Source organism: Agrobacterium tumefaciens (assembly GCF_013318015.2).
GTDB classification, from domain to species: Bacteria; Pseudomonadota; Alphaproteobacteria; order Rhizobiales; family Rhizobiaceae; genus Agrobacterium; species Agrobacterium tumefaciens.
Genome location: NZ_CP115841.1, coordinates 1,998,168 through 2,017,707, shown reverse-complemented (window position 1 = coordinate 2,017,707; position 19,540 = coordinate 1,998,168). Strand labels below are relative to the sequence as shown.

The following is a 19,540-nucleotide window of genomic DNA, read 5'->3' as shown; positions in this document are numbered from 1 at the left end:
GACCCTTCAGGCCACTTTTTGCGGATGATACCGATAGGCAAGGTCTTCGGGATCAGACCGTGGTGTCGATGGGTCGATAACACCGCCGAGGCGCTGTGCAACTGCTGCTGATTTGCTGTTGCGCGGCGAGACATAGCTGACCAGCGTCTGCAATTTCAGGGTCTCGAATGCCCAGTCGCGCAGTGCAGAGGCCGCTTCCGCAGCATAACCGTGGCCTTCCTGGCCGCCATAAAGCAGCCAGCCCAGTTCCTTTTCGGGAAATAGCGGGCCGTGATTGATGCCGACCTGGCCGATACATTGCCCGGTTTCGCCAAGTTCGATCATCAGCGCCCCGTGGCCGAAAAAATGCCAGTTGGCGAGATCGTGACAAAAAACGCCCCAGGTTGACGGCAGGTCATATGGTCCGCCGACGCCGATGGAGCGGGTTGACGCCATAAAGTCTCTATAGGCGGGGAAATCCGCCATGATCTGCGGGCGCAAAATCAGGCGTTCCGTTCTGAGGGTGGGGATAGAATGGTCCATGGCACTATCCAATCATGAAATCGCAACAAAAAACCCGCTGTCGCCAGCGGGTCTTTTAAAAACTGCCATATCCTGAAGGGGATCAGGCGGTTTCGAGAAATTCCGTGGCTCCATCAGGCTCGCGCAGGACATAACCGCGGCCCCAGACGGTTTCGATGTAGTTTGCGCCGCCTGCAGCATTTGCGAGCTTCTTGCGCAGCTTGCAGATGAAGACGTCGATGATCTTCAGTTCCGGTTCGTCCATGCCGCCATAAAGGTGGTTCAGGAACATTTCCTTGGTCAGCGTCGTGCCCTTGCGCAGCGAAAGCAGCTCAAGCATCTGATATTCCTTGCCGGTCAGGTGAACGCGCTGGCCGCCCACTTCAACCGTCTTGGCATCGAGATTGACGATCAGCTCGCCGGTGGAGATGACCGATTGCGCATGGCCCTTGGAACGGCGGACGATTGCGTGAATACGGGCAACAAGCTCGTCCTTGTGGAACGGCTTCGTCATGTAGTCGTCTGCGCCGAAGCCGAGACCACGAACCTTGTCCTCGATGCCGGCCATGCCGGAGAGGATGAGGATGGGTGTCTTGACCTTGGAAAGGCGCAAGGTTCTCAAGACCTCGTAACCCGACATATCGGGCAGGTTGAGATCGAGAAGAATAATGTCGTAATCGTAGAGTTTACCGAGGTCCACGCCTTCCTCGCCGAGGTCGGTCGTGTAGACGTTAAAACTTTCCGACTTGAGCATCAGTTCGATGCTCTGCGCTGTTGCGCTGTCGTCTTCAATAAGTAGAACCCGCATAATTATCCCCTTTGCCGCCCGCAGATTGGTAAATCATTGCCTCGCGCGATGCGGATCCAGACGTTGCCTGATTTGCAGGCTGCCACCAAATGGTTAACAAATTCTAATTGCCTTTGGCAAGGTGTATCGAATTTATTAAGCAAAGTTGGCATTTCGCTGTTTTTGCACGTGAATCCACCATCGCCAAAATTGAAGCTTAACGTGAGGATATCTCGCTAAGTGATTCAATCGACTCTTACATCGTCGGGCCCGTTTTTTTGGACCTGGCATTTACCGACCCTTAAATGATCGTGTTTATCATTAACGATGCCCGTAAACGAAAGGTTAACGGCGGCGTTTTTTTATTAACGCCGGGTAACTTTTGGGAATCATTCCGGCACAACGGGTTAACCGGGCCGGTTGAGCGGGCGGGTTAAACGGGCCGATCGAGGGGGCATAGTGCCTTTTTGATCCGGGTCTCGCTATCCATGGAGTATTGCGTATGAAGTCGCGTGACAGCCTGGTTCGCCTGAAAGAATTTCAGGTTAATGAAAAACGCCGGCAACTTAACCAGTTGCAGCAGATGATGTCCGAGTTTGAGCGGATGGCAAAGGAACTGGTGCATCAGATATCGCTGGAAGAGAGCAAGTCTGGCATTACCGATCCGACCCACTTCGCATATCCGACCTTCGCCAAGGCCGCGCGTCAGCGTGCGGACAATCTTCAGGTCTCGATCCGGGAGCTGAAGACCCAGCAGGAAGCCGCAGAGGCTTCTCTGGAAGAGGTGCAGGCCGAATATGAAAAGGCGGCGGCACTGGAAAACCGCGACGGAGCGATCCGCGCCCGCGCCTAGGTATTGGCGCAAGATCATATAAGGATCGTCCTCATTGACGGCTGCCGGTGGATCAGGAGGCGGCTTTCAATGACAGGATGCCCATGCTTTTTTCTGGAAGGCCGCCCCTCGTTGGCGGCCTTTTGCTTTGGCGCATCGCAGCGTCTTGCCCTGCTGGTTTCTTGCGGGGCAGGGATGCAGGGGATCCCTGCGTTTTCGATTGTCCGGGGCCGGGGAAAGGCGTAATTTGGTGAAGTTCCGACCAAGAGCCGGAGGCTTGTCCCACGCGCGCCCAGCGCGGACGCGGGTGGGCCAGAAGCGGGGAGGAAACAAATGGCCCGCCAATATATCGATTGCCGCGAATTCCCGAGCGACAGCAAATGCTCGATCGCCATCTCAGCCGATACGCCAGAGGAGCTCATGGAAGCGGCGGTTCAACATGCCGTGGCAGTGCATGGCGCCGAGGATACGCCGGAATTTCGGGCCGAAGTTCGAAGGAGCATACATGCAGGAACACCGCCGCTGAAGGTGGCGTGATTGCTGGCAGCCTGAAAATTATCCGTCGACATGCCGGGCCTGATCCGGCATCCAGCCGACGCGCGTCTGCGCGGCGGAAGATTCCCTTAAGCTCAAGGATTTGAGCTGGCTGGACCCCGGCTCTTGGCCGGGGTGACGGAGCGTGTGGGCTCCGCTTTCGCTAAAAAACAAACTTGAGGTTTTGTCCCGAGCCTCAGCCCGTCTGGCTAGTTACCCCTTGATAACATCTGCCCAGTCAGGGTGGCGTAGCGTCTGAGCCTTGAAGAAAGGGCAGAGCGGAATGATTTTCCAGCCGCCCTTGCGCGCTTCATCGATGGCATGGGCGGCGAGCGCCTGGCCGACACCCTTGCCCCGCAGTGCATCGGGCACGCCGGTATGGTCGATGATGATGAGGGAAGGGGAGGTGCGCGAATAGGTCATCTCGGCCTTGTGGCCGTCGATGGTTGCCGAATATTCGCCGCGCGATCCGGTTTCGGTTGTCTTGATATCCATGATCTCTGCCTTCGCATTGCTTTTCGTTTTTTCCACTGTAACGGCCTGCGCCTGAATTGAAACAGCGGGATAGCGAACGCAGTGGACACAAACCGGTGACAGTCACCGGCTGTGTCTGGCAATTTTCAGGGGAAATCCAAAATCAAACCGAAAGCCCCGTCGATACGACGGGGCGTTTTGGAAGTTCGGTTTGGGCGCGTTGCCGCGCCGGCGCACTGGTTTAGTGGCGATATTGCTGAATGCGCGTGGTGCGCAGGCCTGCAAGGCCATGATCGGCAATCGACGATTGCCAGGACAGGAATTCTTCGACGGTGAGCGTATAACGCTCGCAGGCTTCCTCAAGGCTCAGCAGTCCTCCGCGCACGGCGGCGACGACCTCTGCCTTTCTGCGAATAACCCATCGACGGGTATTTGACGGCGGAAGATCCGCAATCGTCAGAGGGCTGCCATCGGGGCCGATGACATATTTAACTCGTGGGCGTATCATTTCGGTCATTGGACACTCTATACAAACTCAAGACCATATGACGGGAACTTTAGCCCCGTACCTTTAAAAATTGCCTAAGCAGTTCGTGACAATTTATTAAGAATTTGAACGGTTTCGCCCGATCTGTTCGAGTCGCCTTATTTTGTCGGGAAAAAATTTTTCCAAAAATCGTGTTTTTTATCGTCCATCGGTTGTTTTCCTCACAACGCCGCAAGCGAAAGGCACGTTTTCCCGCTGCCGTGGGCGAATTCCGCGGTTCCCTCATGCACCAGCCGCAGGCGATCGCCGGCATTGAGGGGCAGGATAAGGGTCGTCGACTGCGAGGTGCCGGCATTGGAGGCGTTGCCCGCTACAGTGAGGCCGCCAGCCGCGCCGTTGACGGCAAGCGAAACCCGGTGCCCGGATGAGGACACCACGGCAAGCGACAGGGTGGCCAGATAGAGACCTTTCACGGGAACGACGAGTTCCCTTCCGCCGCCTGTGCCGACCGCGTCGCCGAGAACGAAACCACCCTCATCGATGAAGAGCATTGAAAACCCCGAAGCCGAGCCGTTGGCCGGCCTCGTCGTGCCCGAAGGCAGGCTGGCCAGAACCACGGGCCGGTTCGGCATCGTGACCCTGCCGTCGCCGCTGCACAAAAGGGCCGTGTGCCAGGAAATGCCGTCGGTGCTGGTCTTGATCGAAAAACCGTCATTGCCTGCAAGGCCCATTTCCGCCCGGCCGCTCCAGCCGGACTGGAACAGCAGCGAGGCGGTATCGGCCTTTGCCGCCTTGTTGATCGCCATGCGGTGGTTGCCGTTCTCTTCTGTGTGGGTGAAGAGGCTGGCGGGGGCGGCAAGCGCCAGACGGTTGGTGACATCGGCCTGTGTGCCAATACCAAGCTTTTCGAGGGTCGCCGCGGCAGGCAGCGGCACGTCCCGCCATGCGCTGTCCCGCAGGACGCGATGTTTACCCTCGCTGGCAAACCATGCCGTCCAGCCGGGCTGCGGCACTATCAGCAGCCATGCACCGTCCTGCCGGAAGGCAAGCTTCCCGCCCTTGCCCGCCCAGTCACCAGCCGCGTCAAGCGAGAGCAGGAAGCAGTCTCCCTCCGGCGAATTGTCGGGCGGGGCGGCGACCACGTCCTTGACGACCAGCTGGACGATCGCGTCCAGCCGCTGCAGCGCTTCGTTGTGGGTGACGTGTTTCTGTGCCTGCGAGGGCAGGATATAAGGAAGCCTAAGTCTCGCCGTCTGTTCAGTCATGATGTCTCTTCCGCGCTCCGTGGCTGTTCGCCGGCGATTGTGATGCGGCGCGGCGGGGCGGGGATGAGCGGGGATGAAATTATTTTCCGAGATACCGGTTCAACGCCGGTATGATCGATATAGAGGAACTGATTTTGGGGCTCGGCGTATGCGGCTTACCCCCCTCTGCCCTGCCGGGCATCTCCCCCACAAGGGTGGAGATCGGCAAGCGGCTTTACCGTCGCTTCATTCTCAAACATTGAGATCTGCGAGACCTTGCCACGAGTCGATCTCCCCACCTGTGGGAGAGATGCCCGGCAGGGCAAAGGGGGGTAAGCCGCAGACACCGAAGCGAACGCCTAAAAACGCCTGATCACCGAAGGAGGTCTAGCGGTCTCCTCGCAGGCTTATGTCGCAATTTCCACCGTCGCTGCCATTGCGCCCTCGGCAATGAAATCCGGGTTGGCGAGTGCATCCTCACCATCGCCTCTCACCTCATAGGCAAGCAGCCGGCCCTCGCAATCCAGCGTTCTGCCACCGGCGGCGCGCAGTACGGCGTCGCCTGCCGCCGTATCCCACATCATGGTGCGGCTGAAGCGGGGATAGATATCGGCAGCACCTTCCGCCAGCATGCAGAATTTCAGTGAGGAACCGACGGAAATGCAGTCTTTCAGGCCGTGTTCGGCCACGAAGGCTTCCGTTTTCGCGGTACAGTGCGAGCGGCTGATCAGCGCCACGGGGGAGGCGCCGCGCTGGCGTGCCCGGATGGGGTGGCGCGCGAGGATCGCTCCTTCGCCTGATATTGCGAGCTTTTCGGCGCTGTCGTCTTTGCCGGTCCAGGCCTGGCCGCGGCAGGGGGCGTAAACCACGCCGACAACCGGCGCGCCGTTTCTGATCAGGGCGATATTGACGGTGAAATCATCCTTGCCGGAAATGAATTCCTTGGTCCCATCCAGCGGATCGACCAGAAAAAATTCCGTGCCTGTCTCCGGCACAATGCCGTTCGAGACCGCTTCTTCGGCAATGACCGGGATTTGGGGAAAATGCGCAGCCAGTGCCTGCAGAATGATCACCTCCGCCCGCTGGTCTGCCTCGGTCACGGGTGAGCAATCGTCCTTGTACGATACGTGTGGCCCGGCGCGATGGACCGCCATGATTGCCTGCCCGGCGTCCAGCGCCGCTTTCGTCAATATGTCGATCATCTTGTTGCCGTTGCCATTTCGTGCCGGGGATCCTTTACCCCTCTATTTCGCTACTCTTTTGCCCGCCACCCGTCAAACAATGCGTCAGGCAACACTGAAATAAGCATTCGAACGCCAATTTTTTAGCACTTACTGCCGAAATCCTGGCTATTCTGATCGGGAAAACGGCAACGAATGTGGAAATTCCAAATTTTGTGCAGGATCGCCCGTTTTTGACTTCACATTTTTAGCGAACACGATATGCATTTTGCAGGTGGGGGCTAATCGAAAAGGTTCTCCCTATAATTAACATAAACGAGGCGTGGCTCATTAGAGGTCATGCCCAGGGGAAAGACATGGAGTATTTTATCCAGCAGCTCATCAACGGGCTGACTCTTGGATCGATCTACGGCCTCATCGCAATTGGCTATACGATGGTCTACGGCATCATCGGCATGATCAACTTCGCTCATGGCGATATTTTCATGCTTGGCGGTTTCGCCGCGCTGATCGTTTTTCTGATCGCAACATCGTTTTTTGCCGGTATTCCGGTGGCGCTTCTTCTGATTTTGATGATGGTCGTCGCCATGCTGATGACCGGCCTGTGGAACTGGGTGATCGAGCGCGTGGCCTACCGTCCGCTCAGAGGCTCGTTCCGCCTTGCGCCGCTGATCACCGCCATCGGCATGTCGATCGCGCTGTCCAACTTCATCCAGGTGACACAGGGTCCGCGTAACAAGCCGATCCCGTCAATGGTGACGGACAGCTACCATTTCGGCTCCATCACCGTCTCGCTGAAGCAGTTCATCATCATGGCGGTGACGTCGGTGCTGCTGTTCGCCTTCTGGTACATCGTCAACAAGACTCCGCTCGGCCGGGCGCAGCGCGCCACGGAACAGGACCGCAAGATGGCGGCCCTTCTGGGTGTGGATGTCGACAAGACGATCTCGATCACCTTCATCATGGGTGCCGCACTCGCGGCGGTCGCCGGTACGATGTATCTGATGTATTACGGTGTCGCATCGTTCAACGATGGCTTCATTCCGGGTGTCAAGGCGTTTACCGCAGCGGTTCTCGGCGGTATCGGTTCGCTTCCGGGTGCCGTTCTCGGCGGTCTCCTGATCGGCCTCATCGAATCTCTCTGGTCCGCCTATTTCTCCATTGCCTACAAGGACGTCGCGGCATTCGGCATCCTGGCTTTCGTGCTGATCTTCAAGCCGACCGGCATTCTCGGTCGTCCGGAAGTCGAGAAGGTGTGATCCCATGACCAATATCGCTTCCGAAAACGACACTTCCAGCCCGAGCCTGATGGCAACGGCGGTGAAGGAAGGCATCTTTGCGGGCATCGTCTCGCTCGGCATGTTCATTCTATACGTCGGTATCGTCACCTATCAGGACATCAACAACCAGCTTATCTGGGGCACCCGCTGGGGGCTTCTGTCGATCTTCGTCGGCGTCGCCGCCATCGGCCGTTTCCTGATGGTCGGCTTCATCCGGCCGTCGATGGATCGCCGCAAGCTTGCCAAGGCCAAAAGCGGCATTCTGGAAATCTCCGAGGAAAAAGGCTTTTTCCACAAGCACTTCCTGAAGCTCGCGCTTGTCCTGCTGCTGCTTTACCCCGTCGTCGCCGTGCAGCTGTTCGGTTTTCAGGGCTCGCTGAAATTCGTCGACAATTTCGGCATCCAGATCCTGATCTATGTGATGCTGGCCTGGGGCCTCAACATCGTCGTCGGCCTCGCGGGCCTGCTCGATCTCGGTTATGTGGCCTTCTATGCGGTGGGCGCCTATTCCTACGCGCTGCTGTCAAGCCATCTCGGCCTGTCCTTCTGGGTGCTTCTGCCGGTGGCCGGCATTCTCGCAGGCTTCTGGGGCATCATTCTCGGCTTCCCGGTGCTCAGACTTCGTGGCGACTATCTTGCCATCGTCACGCTCGCCTTCGGTGAAATCATCCGTCTCGTGCTGTTGAACTGGACGGATGTGACCAAGGGCACCTTCGGCATTTCCGGCATCGCCAAGGCGTCTATCTTCGGCATCTGGTCCTTCGATGTCGGCGCGCCGAACAATTTCGCCAAGGCCTTCGGCCTGACGATGTCGTCGGCCTATTACAAGATCTTCCTGTTCTACGTGATCCTGCTTCTGTGCATGCTGACGGCTTACGTCACCATCAAGCTGCGCCGCATGCCGATCGGCCGGGCGTGGGAAGCGTTGCGTGAAGACGAAATCGCCTGCCGCTCGCTCGGCATCGATACCGTTATCACCAAGCTTACCGCTTTTGCGACAGGCGCGATGTTTGGCGGTTTCGCCGGTTCGTTCTTCGCCGCCCGTCAGGGTTTCGTATCGCCGGAAAGCTTCGTCTTCCTGGAATCGGCCGTCATCCTCGCCATTGTCGTTCTCGGCGGCATGGGTTCGCTCACGGGCATCGCCATTGCCGCCCTCGTCATGGTCGGCGGCACGGAGCTGCTGCGCGAAATGGAATTCCTGAAGCATGTCTTCGGGCCTGATTTCACGCCGGAACTCTACCGCATGCTGCTGTTCGGTCTCGCCATGGTCATCGTCATGCTGTTCAAGCCGCGCGGCTTTGTCGGCTCACGAGAACCGACGGCCTTCCTCAGGGAACGCAAGGCCGTCTCGGGCAGCTTTACCAAGGAAGGTCACGGTTGATGGCTTCCGGAACGACAAACATGACACCCAATCTAACTGGCGACACGATCCTCAAGGTCGAACATCTCTCGATGCGGTTTGGCGGCCTGATGGCCATCAATGACTTCTCCTTCGAGGCGAAGCGCGGCGAGATCACGGCGCTGATCGGTCCGAACGGTGCTGGAAAGACCACGGTTTTCAACTGCATCACCGGCTTCTACAAGCCGACGATGGGCATGATCACCATGCGTCAGCAAAACGGCGAGGCGCATCTTCTGGAGCGCCTTCCGGATTTCGAGATCACCAAGAAGGCGAAGGTGGCGCGTACCTTCCAGAACATCCGCCTGTTTTCGGGTCTGACGGTTCTGGAAAACCTGCTGGTGGCGCAGCACAATGCGCTTATGAAGGCATCGGGCTACACCATTCTCGGTCTTCTCGGCCTGCCCGCCTACAAGAGGGCGGTCAACAGTTCGATCGATAGGGCCAAATACTGGCTGGACAAGGCCGATCTGACCGACCGCGCCGACGACCCGGCCGGCGATCTGCCCTATGGCGCGCAGCGCCGCCTGGAAATCGCCCGCGCCATGTGCACGGGGCCAGAACTTCTGTGCCTCGATGAACCGGCGGCCGGTCTCAACCCGAAGGAATCGCTGGCGCTCAATGCGCTGCTGCGCGGTATCCGCGACGAAGGCACGTCGCTGCTTCTGATCGAGCACGACATGTCGGTGGTGATGCAGATTTCCGATCACGTCGTGGTTCTCGAATACGGCCAGAAGATTTCCGACGGTTCGCCGGACCATGTGAAGAACGACCCGAAGGTCATCGCCGCCTATCTGGGTGTCGAGGATGATGAAGTGGAAGACGTGATTGCGGAAGAACTCGACGGAGGAGTGGCCTGATGTCCGGTGAACCGCTTCTCAAAGTACAGGGTGTCGAAACCTACTACGGTAACATCCGGGCCTTGGCCGGTGTCGATGTCGAGGTCAACAAGGGCGAGATTGTCAGCCTTATCGGCGCCAACGGCGCCGGCAAATCGACACTGATGATGACCATCTGCGGCAGCCCGCAGGCGCGCACTGGCCAGGTGACGTTCGACGGCGAAGACATTACCCGCCTGCCGACGCACCTCATCGCCCGCAAGCGTATTGCCCAGTCACCCGAGGGCCGCCGGATTTTCCCGCGCATGACGGTGCTGGAAAACCTGCAGATGGGCGCCAATCTCGACAACCTCAAATATTTCAAAGAGGACGTCGAGAAGATTTTCGTCATGTTCCCGCGGCTGAAAGAACGTCAGAGCCAGCGTGGTGGCACGCTTTCCGGCGGCGAGCAGCAGATGCTCTCCATCGGCCGCGCGCTGATGGCACGGCCGAAACTGCTGCTTCTCGACGAACCGTCGCTTGGCCTTGCCCCGCTGATCGTCAAGGGCATCTTCGAGGCCATCAAGAAGCTCAACCAGGAAGAGGGCCTGACCGTCTTCCTCGTGGAGCAGAACGCCTTTGCGGCACTGAAGCTTTCCGACCGCGCCTATGTGATGGTCAACGGCAAGGTGACGATGAGCGGTTCGGGCAGGGAATTGCTGGCTGATCCGCAGGTACGCGCGGCCTATCTCGAAGGCGGCCGGCACTGAAAGATTTTACTTGCGCCGGAAATTTTGCGGCGCAAGATAACGAACCGCCGCCGGCCGTTTTCGAAGGGGAAATGGCCGGTGGCAAACAATAAAATGCCTGCCGGAAAAACGGCGGGACGACAAACAAGGCAGGGCCGGACATTTGCATCCCGGCGCTGATGGGGAAAGAAGATGCAGGGCCTTTTATTCGAGACCGATAGCGGCGTGCGTTATATTCTGCGCGCACTGGTTGTTCTTCTTGGTTTCTGGACGGCGTGGCGCACGGGCAGATCCGTCGCCGATGGCTGGGGCGATTTCCCGCGTGTGGTGATCTATACGCTGGCTTTGGGGCTCGTGATGCGGTTTCTGCATTTCGCGCTTTTCAACGGGCCGTTCATCAACGGCTTCTACTACGTGTTTGACGTCGTTCTTCTTCTGGCTTTTTCCAGCATCGGTTTCCGCATGCGCAGGACGAGCCAGATGGTCAATAACTACTATTGGCTCTACGATCGGACGTCGGCATTTTCATATAAAAAGAAAGATTGACAGCCGGATTCCTCCGGCTGCACGATACTCGCGTGAGTGGAACGTTTCCTGTTCGGTTAAGGTGGGTACTGAACAGGTCCTGGTAGTCAACCCATCCAAAGGAACTGGGAGTATAGTAATGAAGAAGTCTCTTCTTTCCGCCGTTGCGCTGACCGCCATGGTCGCCTTCAGCGGTTCGGCCTGGGCCGATATCGTGATCGCTGTCGGCGGCCCGCTGACAGGCCCGAACGCCGCATTTGGCGCTCAGCTTCAGAAGGGTGCTGAACAGGCTGCGAAGGATATCAATGCTGCAGGCGGCATCAACGGCGAGCAGATCAAGATCGTTCTCGGCGATGACGTTTCCGACCCGAAGCAGGGTATCTCGGTTGCCAACAAATTCGTTGCTGATGGCGTGAAGTTCGTCGTCGGTCACTTCAACTCCGGCGTTTCCATTCCGGCTTCCGAAGTTTATGCCGAAAACGGCATTCTCGAAGTAACGCCTGCTGCGACCAACCCTGTTTTCACCGAGCGTGGCCTGTGGAACACCTTCCGCACCTGCGGTCGTGACGACCAGCAGGGTGGCATTGCCGGCAAGTATCTGGCCGACCACTACAAGGACGCCAAGATCGCCATCATTCACGACAAGACCCCCTATGGTCAGGGCCTTGCCGACGAAACCAAGAAGGCAGCCAATGCGGCCGGCCTGACGGAAGCCATGTATGAAGGCGTGAATGTCGGCGACAAGGACTTCTCCGCACTGATCTCCAAGATGAAGGAAGCCGGCGTTTCCGTTATCTACTGGGGTGGCCTGCACACCGAGGCCGGTCTGATCATCCGCCAGTCGGCTGACCAGGGTCTGAAGGCGAAGCTCATCTCGGGCGACGGTATCGTCTCGAACGAACTTGCTTCCATCGCCGGCGACGCCGTCGAAGGTACGCTGAACACCTTCGGTCCCGATCCGACGCTGCGTCCTGAAAACAAGGAACTGGTAGAGAAGTTCAAGGCCGCCGGCTTCAACCCGGAAGCCTACACGCTCTACTCCTACGCCGCCCTGCAGGCGATTGCCGGTGCTGCCAAGGCTGCCGGTTCCGTTGAGCCGGAAAAGGTTGCTGAAGCTCTGAAGAAGGGCACCTTCCCGACCGCACTCGGCGATATCTCCTTCGACGAGAAGGGCGACCCGAAGCTTCCCGGTTACGTCATGTACGAGTGGAAGAAGGGCCCGGACGGCAAGTTCACCTACATCCAGCAGGGGACGTAAGTCTTACTGGACTGCAATATGGAGGCCCGGTCGCAAGACCGGGCTTTCTGCTTTCTGGTGCGGGGCATTTTCGGCGTCAGCACCCAGCCAGCCCAAGTCCTTGGGCTAAAACACTTTCCGAGCCGCACGTCAGACGGATTCCGTCTCAAAGACGGAATGACGGTGATGGGAAAGGCTCGAAACACTTGGCTCCGATCGCGCCTTCAGCCAGCTTCAGCCGCCAGCCTCTCCAGCACAATATCGGCACGTTCCGTGACGGGTGCTTTCGGCAGCACAATCGTCTCATAATCCAGACGGGCATAGTCGTGCATCAGGCGTTGATATTCCTCCACTGCCACCTCGAAACCGTGCTTGCGCTCGCTGTCGCCTCGGTAGATCTCCGGCCAGGGCGGGGTGAGGAAGACCAGCGGGTTGTAGCGGTTCGTGCGCCGCAGCGTTTCGATGAATCCATCGCCGCTAATATGATGAAGTGCTGAGGCGGCGTCGATCAGGCCGCGGTCGAAGAAGACGAAGCCTTCCGCTGGCGCCTTTTGCCGGTCCTCCAGCGCCATGGCGATCGCCCGGCGGGCAAAGGCTTCCAGGTCGATCCAGGGGAGGGCGGTGCCGTTATTTCTCGTTTCCTCAATCACGATGCGCCGCCCCGGTTCCTCGACGGTCGCGAAACCACGGTGAGCAAGCTCGGCAAGCAGGGTTGATTTACCGCCGCCGGAGCAGCCGGAAAGAATAATGAAATGGTGCATGGGAACCTCCCCGCGCGGGGTTTGGGTTGGATGGAAGGTGATGGTTTTTGGGGACTTGGATTGCGGCGTTGCCGCTTGTTTCTTTCCTCGAGGGGAGAAGAAATACGCTGCACTCGCTCGGCGAATAAGTCGATGCTCTACGCTTAAGCGGAAAATATATGTTTTTCCAACCGTGTCACATCAGATGCAGCCGTCACCCCTGATGCAAAATATGCGCGGCCTTGACGGCGGCGGAGGCGCGGTTTTCGACACCGAGTTTGACGTAGATCTGTTCCAGATGTTTGTTTACGGTTCTGGCGGAAAGGCCGAGAATATCGCCGATATCGCGGTTGGATTTGCCTTTGGCAATCCAGAGCAGAACTTCCGATTCGCGCGTTGTCAGGGCAAAGTGGTCCTTCAGCAGGTGGTCGTCGGATTTCTCGTTGGCGGCTGTCAGACGGAAGAGATATTCGTCCGGTCCCATTGCGCCGAGGAAGGAGAGCTGCAAAGCGGGCCGCCCGGCCTCGGTGATCGTCAGCGGTGCATCGCGGGCGGAATCCACCGTTGTCCTGTCGGCCAGCCAGCCGGAAATATGTGCAACGACAATCTCCAGCCCATCATCACGGCCGGTGGCGGCGTTGACCAGCCGGGTTGCCTGTGGTGTGGACCAGTGGATCGCGCCGTTGGCGCGCACGGCAAGCAGGTGGCGTCCGGCGGCATCAAGCGCCACGCGGGCGCTCTGCGCCGAGCGGGCATTGGAGAGATGCACACGGATACGGGCGCGCAGCTCATCGATGTTGATCGGCTTGGTCAGATAGTCGACACCGCCGGATTCGAGCGCCCGCACCACATGTTCGGTCTCCGTCAGCCCGGTCATGAAGATGACAGGCACCTGGGCCACGGCGGCGTTGGCCTTCAGGCGGCGGCAGGTTTCGAAACCGTCCATGGCCGGCATGACCGCATCGAGCAGGATGATATCGGGCGTGATGCGTTCGGCAATGTTGAGCGCGGCCTGACCGGATGTGGCGATCAGCGCCGAAAAGCCTGACTGTTCCAGCGCATCGGTGAGGAACCCCAGCGCTTCCGGGCTGTCATCCACCAGCAATACAATGTCTCTCGGCAGTGCTGCGCCTTGCCCGCTCATGCCTTGCCGTCTCCCCTGTCGCTCTCTTCAAACCGCTTTAGAAAATGGGCGTAACCGGCCAGATCGAAGGCCTGCACATAGGTGCCAAGCTCTTGCGTGAAGGGCAGGTTGTTGGTGTTGCGGGCGAGATCTGCGAGTTTTGCCTCTATGCCGCGTATGTAGCCTATTTCGCCGAGCCTCTGCAAATCCTTGATATGAATTGCGCCGGGATGAACGATCTGCGCCGGCGGCTGGGGGATGGGTGCCGGGGGAAGGTCGGTATCGTAAATCCATTTCAGGCCGAGATGCACCGCAAGCCTGTCGCACAGGTGGCGGATATCGACCGGCTTGGCGATGGCGTCGTTGTGATTGTCTTCTCCGGCACCCGCTACGGTGCCGTCACCGATATTGGCCGAGAGCATGATGAGCGGAGCCGTCTGGCCTGCTTCACGCAACTTTGTCACAAGCTGCCAGCCGGACATGCCGGGCATGGAGATATCGATGAGAAAGAGGTCGGGCTGCACGCCTTCGATGAGTGTCAGGCATTCCGGTCCGCTCTGGGCGGTCAGCACCACGAAATCGAGCGGCGAAAGCACCTGCCGCATCAGCTCGCGGTGATCCTCGTTATCATCAACCACCACGATGGTGCGGCGTGGGCCGGAATAGGAGCGAATGGTTTTTTCCGGCGCAGGGGCGGTACTTGGCCGGTGCACGGCCGACAGCATGAGACGGACGCGGAAGGTGGAGCCGTTGTCCTTTTCGCTGGAGACGGAAATCTCGCCGCCCAGCGTGTTGGTCAGAAGCCTCGTGATGGTGAGGCCGAGGCCAAGGCCCGGCATGGGGCGCACGCTTTCGGCCTCGCCGCGCTGGAAAGGCTCGTAGATGCGGGCGAGGTCTTTTTCGGCAATGCCGCGCCCGGTATCCGACACCGTGAAGCTCGCCACCTGGCTGCGATAGGCGACATCGAAGGTGACGCTGCCCTCGTCGGTGAACTTGATGGCGTTGGAGAGCAGGTTGACGAGGATCTGGCGCAGACGCTTTTCATCCGTGCGGACATATTGCGGCAGGGAATGGGCGCGTTCATGCCGGAATTCCAGACCCTTGGCCTGCGCCTGCGGGCGGAACATATCGACGATCTGGTCGAGGAAATCCTGAATATTGATCTCGTTGGAATAGACCTGCAGGCGGCCAGCCTCTATCTTGGAAATATCCAGAAGCCCGTCGATCAGGCCGGAGAGATGGTCGGCGGAACGGCGAATGACCTTGATTGCCGATTGCCGCGGCGCGGGAATGGACTCATCGCGTTCGAGGATCTGGGCGTAGCCTAAAACAGCGTTGAGCGGCGTGCGCAATTCGTGGCTGAGGCCGACCACGTAGCGGCTCTTGGCGCGGTTGGCGGCCTCAGCCGTTTCCTTGGCGTCCTGAAGGGCGGCGTCGGTCTTCTTGTGGGCGGCGATTTCCTTCAACAGCAGCGTGTTCTGGCGTGAGGATTCCTCTTCCGCGACCACCCGGCTGTCATGGGCAAGAACCAGAAACCAGCAGACGATGCCGGCAATGACGGCAAAGACGAAAAACACGATGAGGATGGTGCGGTTGACCACGTCAGCCGTTGCCGGCGAGGCGGTGCCGACCTGATGGGCGATGAGCGCCAATATGCCGCCAATGGCGGTGACGGCGATGGCCGCCGCCATGCCATAACGTCCGAGCCGTGTGGCGAGTTTTGCCACCAGTTGGTGGGGCAGGAAAGATTTTGCGACCGTCGCTACCTGATAGTTGAGCTTGGCCTTCGGCTTGCACATGTCATGGCAGCGGCTGTCCAGCGAGCAGCAGAGCGAACAGATCGGCGCCGCATAGGCCGGACACCATGCCATGTCTTCCGGCTCGAACGGGTGTTCGCAGATGGAGCAGGTGATGGCGCTCAGCTCGCGCCATTTCTGGCGCGGCTTGCGGGCCAGATAGAATTTGCCCTTCGTGCCCCAGGCGATCAGCGGCGAGGCGATGAAGGCGACGATGAGGGTGAGATAGGGCGCAAGCGAGGCAGCGAGTGCGCCGAAGGTGCCGAAATGCGCCATCAGCGCAATGGTGGCCGAAAGCGCCATGGAGCCGACGCCGACGGGATTGATATCGTAGAGATGGGCGCGCTTGAACTCGATGCCCGGTGGGGCAAGGCCGAGCGGCTTGTTGATGAACAGGTCGGCCGAGATGGTGCAGAGCCAGGCCATGGCGACGATGGAAAAAATGCCGAGCGTTTCTTCCAGCAGGCGATAGATGCCGAGTTCCATCAACAGCAGCGCGATCACCACGTTGAAGACCAGCCAGACCACGCGGCCGGGATGGCTGTGGGTGAGGCGGGAAAAGAAGTTGGACCAGGCGAGCGAGCCCGCATAGGCGTTCATGACGTTGATCTTCAGCTGCGAGACCACCACGAAGGCGACCATCAGCAGCATGGCCGCCGTATGGTTGGGGATCATGTAGCCGAAGGCGGTCAGGTACATCTGGGCCGGATCGGCGGCGCGGTCCACCGAGACGCCGGAACTGAAGGTCAAGACCACGAGGAAGGAACCGGCCAGCAGCTTCGGCACGCCCACGACGACCCAGCCAGCACCGGCCAGAAAGACCGCGATGCGATGGCGCAGGCGGCTCTGGCCCTCAGCGGGCAGGAAGCGCAGGAAATCCACCTGTTCGCCGATCTGCGACATCAGCGCGAGGATGACGGCAGACGCCGCGCCGAATTCCACCAGATTGAAATGGGCCACGGTGCCCGGCGGACCGGAGGCGTGATGAATGCCGGAAAACGCCCGCCACAGGTCGTATTTTTCCCAGTCCATCAAAGCGATGAAGATGAAGGGCAATACGTTCAGCACGATCCAGAAGGGCTGGGTGATGATCTGGAAACGGCTGATGAGGCGCACGCCGTGGGTGACGAGCGGAATGACCATGACGGCGGAGATGATGTAGCCGATCCACAGCGGAATGCCGAGCGCCAGCTCCAGCGCGCCGGACATGATCGACGCCTCGATGGCGAAGAGCATGAAGGTGAAGGCGGCGTAGATCAGCGAGGTGATGGTGGAGCCGATGTAACCGAAGCTCGCGCCGCGTGTCAGGAGATCGATATCGACGCCGTGACGGATGGCGTAACGGCTGATCGGCAGGCCGACGGCAAGCATGGCAATGGCCGCGACGATGATGGCGTAAAAGGCGTTGGTGGTGCCGTATGACAGCGTGATCGCGCCGCCGATCGCTTCCAGCGCCAGAAAGGAAATAGCGCCGATGGCGGTGTGGGAGATGCGGTTGGACGAAAATTGCCGGGCGCTTTTGGCGGTGAAGCGCAGCGCATAATCTTCCAGCGTCTGGTTGGCGACCCAGCGGTTATATTCGCGCCTGACGGGGATGATGCGTTGCCGTGCGGCCATGCCTAGGATCCAGCCCCTTTCCGCAAAAGGTGTTTTGCCATTCTCACAGCCGCACCGACATGCCGCCATCCACCGTCAGCACATGGCCGTTGACGAAGGAGGAGGCGTCGCTGGCCAGAAACAGGGCTGCACCGGCGATTTCATCCGGCCTGCCCCAGCGTTCAAGCGGCACGCGCAGCTTGGCAAAGGCGACCATGTCAGGGTTTTCGGCAAGGGCCGCATTGGTTTCCGTGGCGAACATGCCGGGTGCAATGGCGTTGCTGGTGATGCCGCGCGCACCATATTCGACAGCTATTGCGCGCATCAGCCCGGTTAGCCCCTGCTTGGCAACGGGATAGATCGCATCGCCCGGCCTGACGATGTGGCCGAGAATGGAGGTGATGGTGATGATGCGGCCGTAACCGTTGGTGTTCATGGCTTGCGCGGCGTCTCGCGACAGCGAGACGGAGGAGGTGAGGTCGGTGCGGATAAGCTCCAGCACGTCCTCGTCGCTGAATTCGGAAAGCGGGCGGCGGTCGCGTGCGCCAACATTGTTAACGAGGATATCGAGATGGCCGAATTCGTCCATGATGCGGTGGACGAGGGCAGTTCCGGCGGCGGTATCGGCAATGTCGAAAGCGGCATAATCGGCTTTTCCGCCGGCTTGCCGAAGTGTGCCTGCTGCCTGTTCCAGCGCCTCGGCGTTACGGCCGGTCAGCCACACATGGGCGCCAGCCTCGGCAAAGGCCCTGGCGATTTCGAAACCGAGACCGCGGCCGCTGCCGGTGATGATGGCGATGCGATTTTCGAGAGAGAATTTTTTGAGAATGCCCATCGCTCACCTTCTTGCTTTAGAGCATCGGACCGAAAACCGTGCCGCGGTTTCGGAAAAGCCGATGCGGTTGGTCAAAGCCACGCAACGTCTTCGAGTTTGCGCATAGGCAAGAATATTCCACGCAGGGCAGAGGGCGAAAGGTCGCCTGTCCGGTCCGGCCGTTCGGTGGACATAAAAATGGCGTCGCCCGGTTGCGGGCGACGCCATGTCTTGGGTTATCAGGCAGCAGCCGACTTTGCGAGCGGCACTTCTGCAATCGTCTTCAGAACGACGGAAGCGATCTGGTAAGGGCAGCCCTGCGAGTTCGGACGACGGTCTTCGAGGTAACCACGGTAACCGTTGTTGACGAAGGAGTGCGGAACGCGGATCGAGGCGCCACGGTCGGCAACGCCGTAGGAGAACTTGTTCCACGGAGCGGTTTCGTGCTTGCCGGTCAGGCGCAGGTGGTTGTCCGGACCGTAAACGTCGATGTGCTCCTGCCAGTTCTTGGCGAAAGCGGCCATGAGGGCTTCGAAATACTCTTTGCCGCCAACTTCACGCATGAACTTGGTGGAGAAGTTGCAATGCATGCCCGAACCGTTCCAGTCGGTATCGCCGAGCGGCTTGCAATGGAATTCGACGTCGATGCCGTACTGTTCGCAAAGACGCAGCAGCAGGTAACGGGCGATCCAGATCTGGTCAGCGGCGCGCTTGGAGCCCTTGCCGAATACCTGGAATTCCCACTGGCCCTTGGCCACTTCGGCATTGATGCCTTCGTGGTTGATGCCGGCTTCGAGGCAGAGGTCGAGATGTTCTTCAACGATTTCGCGGGCAACCGAGCCGACGTTCTTGAAGCCGACGCCGGTGTAATACGGACCCTGCGGAGCCGGGTAACCCTGCTCGGGGAAGCCGAGCGGGCGGCCGTCCTGGTAGAAGAAATATTCCTGTTCGAAGCCGAACCATGCGTCCTCGTCGTCGAGGATGGTCGCGCGGCTGTTCGATGCATGCGGGGTGACGCCGTCAGGCATCATGACTTCGCACATGACCAGTACGCCGTTGGTGCGGGCCGGATCGGGGTAAATCGCGACAGGCTTCAGCACGCAATCCGAAGAGTGGCCTTCGGCCTGCTGCGTGGACGAGCCATCAAAACCCCAAAGCGGCAGCTGCTCGAGCGTCGGGAATTCATCGAATTCCTTGACCTGTGTCTTGCCGCGCAGGTTGGGGACCGGCTTATAACCGTCAAGCCAGATGTACTCGAGTTTGAACTTAGTCATTACGAACCTCTCATAGGTAACAATGCGAAGCCTTGAGGCTTGCCGTGGCTTTCGCCACCGGAAGCACATTCGCGTTCAAGGGCTGGCCATATAGATGCATGCCGCGTGCCAGATTGGCGATGTTTTGCGAATTCTTCGAAAAATCTTTC

19 protein-coding genes are annotated in these 19,540 nt (G+C 59.2%); 8 read left to right on the top strand and 11 right to left on the bottom strand.

Annotated features, from left to right (window positions below):
• Window positions 1–6: 6 nt before the first annotated feature.
• A complete protein-coding gene (locus G6L97_RS10025) occupies window positions 7–522 on the bottom strand; it encodes a GNAT family N-acetyltransferase (protein ID WP_174002885.1) in 516 nt (171 codons plus the stop codon).
• Window positions 523–604: 82 nt separating this feature from the next.
• Entirely contained in the window at window positions 605–1,309 is a 705-nt protein-coding gene (gene ctrA, locus G6L97_RS10020; RefSeq protein WP_003491823.1) for a response regulator transcription factor CtrA, read from the bottom strand.
• 481 nt (window positions 1,310–1,790) lie between these two features.
• On the opposite strand from ctrA, the gene G6L97_RS10015 reads away from it, so the two are divergent.
• Both G6L97_RS10015 and G6L97_RS10010 read left to right on the top strand, forming a co-directional pair.
• Window positions 1,791–2,141 carry a flagellar export protein FliJ gene (locus tag G6L97_RS10015; protein ID WP_003513968.1) on the top strand — a complete coding sequence of 117 codons (351 nt, stop codon included), beginning with the start codon at window positions 1,791–1,793 and terminating at the stop codon, window positions 2,139–2,141.
• 312 nt (window positions 2,142–2,453) lie between these two features.
• Complete coding sequence (locus G6L97_RS10010) at window positions 2,454–2,657, top strand: DUF1059 domain-containing protein (RefSeq protein ID WP_003513967.1); 204 nt, start codon at window positions 2,454–2,456, stop codon at window positions 2,655–2,657.
• A 210-nt stretch (window positions 2,658–2,867) separates the two neighbouring features.
• Here G6L97_RS10010 and G6L97_RS10005 read toward each other — a convergent pair whose 3' ends face one another.
• The 4 genes from G6L97_RS10005 to cysQ form a co-directional block, all read right to left on the bottom strand.
• Window positions 2,868–3,149: a GNAT family N-acetyltransferase gene (locus G6L97_RS10005; RefSeq protein ID WP_003513965.1), complete on the bottom strand. Its 282-nt coding sequence runs from the start codon at window positions 3,147–3,149 to the stop codon at window positions 2,868–2,870.
• A 220-nt stretch (window positions 3,150–3,369) separates the two neighbouring features.
• A complete protein-coding gene (sciP, locus tag G6L97_RS10000; RefSeq protein ID WP_003513963.1) occupies window positions 3,370–3,645 on the bottom strand; it encodes a CtrA inhibitor SciP in 276 nt (91 codons plus the stop codon).
• Between the two features lie 191 nt (window positions 3,646–3,836).
• Entirely contained in the window at window positions 3,837–4,880 is a 1,044-nt protein-coding gene (locus G6L97_RS09995; protein ID WP_111788418.1) for a DUF2793 domain-containing protein, read from the bottom strand.
• Between the two features lie 386 nt (window positions 4,881–5,266).
• Window positions 5,267–6,061 (bottom strand): 3'(2'),5'-bisphosphate nucleotidase CysQ, encoded by a 795-nt coding sequence (cysQ, locus tag G6L97_RS09990; RefSeq protein ID WP_111784106.1) that lies wholly within the window; start codon window positions 6,059–6,061, stop codon window positions 5,267–5,269.
• 335 nt (window positions 6,062–6,396) lie between these two features.
• On the opposite strand from cysQ, the gene G6L97_RS09985 reads away from it, so the two are divergent.
• The 6 genes from G6L97_RS09985 to G6L97_RS09960 all read left to right on the top strand — a co-directional run bounded on the left by G6L97_RS09985 (window position 6,397) and on the right by G6L97_RS09960 (window position 12,069).
• Complete coding sequence (locus G6L97_RS09985; RefSeq protein WP_003513958.1) at window positions 6,397–7,299, top strand: branched-chain amino acid ABC transporter permease; 903 nt, start codon at window positions 6,397–6,399, stop codon at window positions 7,297–7,299.
• 49 nt (window positions 7,300–7,348) lie between these two features.
• Window positions 7,349–8,701 (top strand): high-affinity branched-chain amino acid ABC transporter permease LivM, encoded by a 1,353-nt coding sequence (gene livM / locus G6L97_RS09980; RefSeq protein WP_370647612.1) that lies wholly within the window; start codon window positions 7,349–7,351, stop codon window positions 8,699–8,701.
• Window positions 8,701–9,579 carry an ABC transporter ATP-binding protein gene (locus G6L97_RS09975; RefSeq protein WP_111784105.1) on the top strand — a complete coding sequence of 293 codons (879 nt, stop codon included), beginning with the start codon at window positions 8,701–8,703 and terminating at the stop codon, window positions 9,577–9,579. Before livM ends, G6L97_RS09975 begins: the two co-directional genes overlap by 1 nt.
• Window positions 9,579–10,307 carry an ABC transporter ATP-binding protein gene (locus G6L97_RS09970; protein WP_003513939.1) on the top strand — a complete coding sequence of 243 codons (729 nt, stop codon included), beginning with the start codon at window positions 9,579–9,581 and terminating at the stop codon, window positions 10,305–10,307. Before G6L97_RS09975 ends, G6L97_RS09970 begins: the two co-directional genes overlap by 1 nt.
• Before the next feature lie 171 nt (window positions 10,308–10,478).
• Complete coding sequence (locus G6L97_RS09965; protein ID WP_003513938.1) at window positions 10,479–10,832, top strand: DUF6867 family protein; 354 nt, start codon at window positions 10,479–10,481, stop codon at window positions 10,830–10,832.
• 118 nt (window positions 10,833–10,950) lie between these two features.
• Complete coding sequence (locus tag G6L97_RS09960; RefSeq protein WP_003513936.1) at window positions 10,951–12,069, top strand: branched-chain amino acid ABC transporter substrate-binding protein; 1,119 nt, start codon at window positions 10,951–10,953, stop codon at window positions 12,067–12,069.
• Between the two features lie 203 nt (window positions 12,070–12,272).
• Here the strand turns inward: G6L97_RS09960 and G6L97_RS09955 are convergent, their stop codons facing one another.
• From G6L97_RS09955 to G6L97_RS09935, 5 genes are all read right to left on the bottom strand, one after another.
• Entirely contained in the window at window positions 12,273–12,809 is a 537-nt protein-coding gene (locus tag G6L97_RS09955) for an AAA family ATPase (RefSeq protein WP_174002883.1), read from the bottom strand.
• Window positions 12,810–13,002: 193 nt separating this feature from the next.
• Window positions 13,003–13,932: a response regulator gene (locus G6L97_RS09950; RefSeq protein WP_013636721.1), complete on the bottom strand. Its 930-nt coding sequence runs from the start codon at window positions 13,930–13,932 to the stop codon at window positions 13,003–13,005.
• Window positions 13,929–17,324: a hybrid sensor histidine kinase/response regulator gene (locus tag G6L97_RS09945; RefSeq protein ID WP_111784104.1), complete on the bottom strand. Its 3,396-nt coding sequence runs from the start codon at window positions 17,322–17,324 to the stop codon at window positions 13,929–13,931. Before G6L97_RS09945 ends, G6L97_RS09950 begins: the two co-directional genes overlap by 4 nt.
• A 43-nt stretch (window positions 17,325–17,367) precedes the next feature.
• Complete coding sequence (locus G6L97_RS09940; protein WP_003510171.1) at window positions 17,368–18,138, bottom strand: SDR family oxidoreductase; 771 nt, start codon at window positions 18,136–18,138, stop codon at window positions 17,368–17,370.
• Between the two features lie 218 nt (window positions 18,139–18,356).
• Window positions 18,357–19,391 carry a glutamine synthetase beta-grasp domain-containing protein gene (locus tag G6L97_RS09935; RefSeq protein ID WP_003510168.1) on the bottom strand — a complete coding sequence of 345 codons (1,035 nt, stop codon included), beginning with the start codon at window positions 19,389–19,391 and terminating at the stop codon, window positions 18,357–18,359.
• Between the last annotated feature and the right edge of the window lie 149 nt (window positions 19,392–19,540).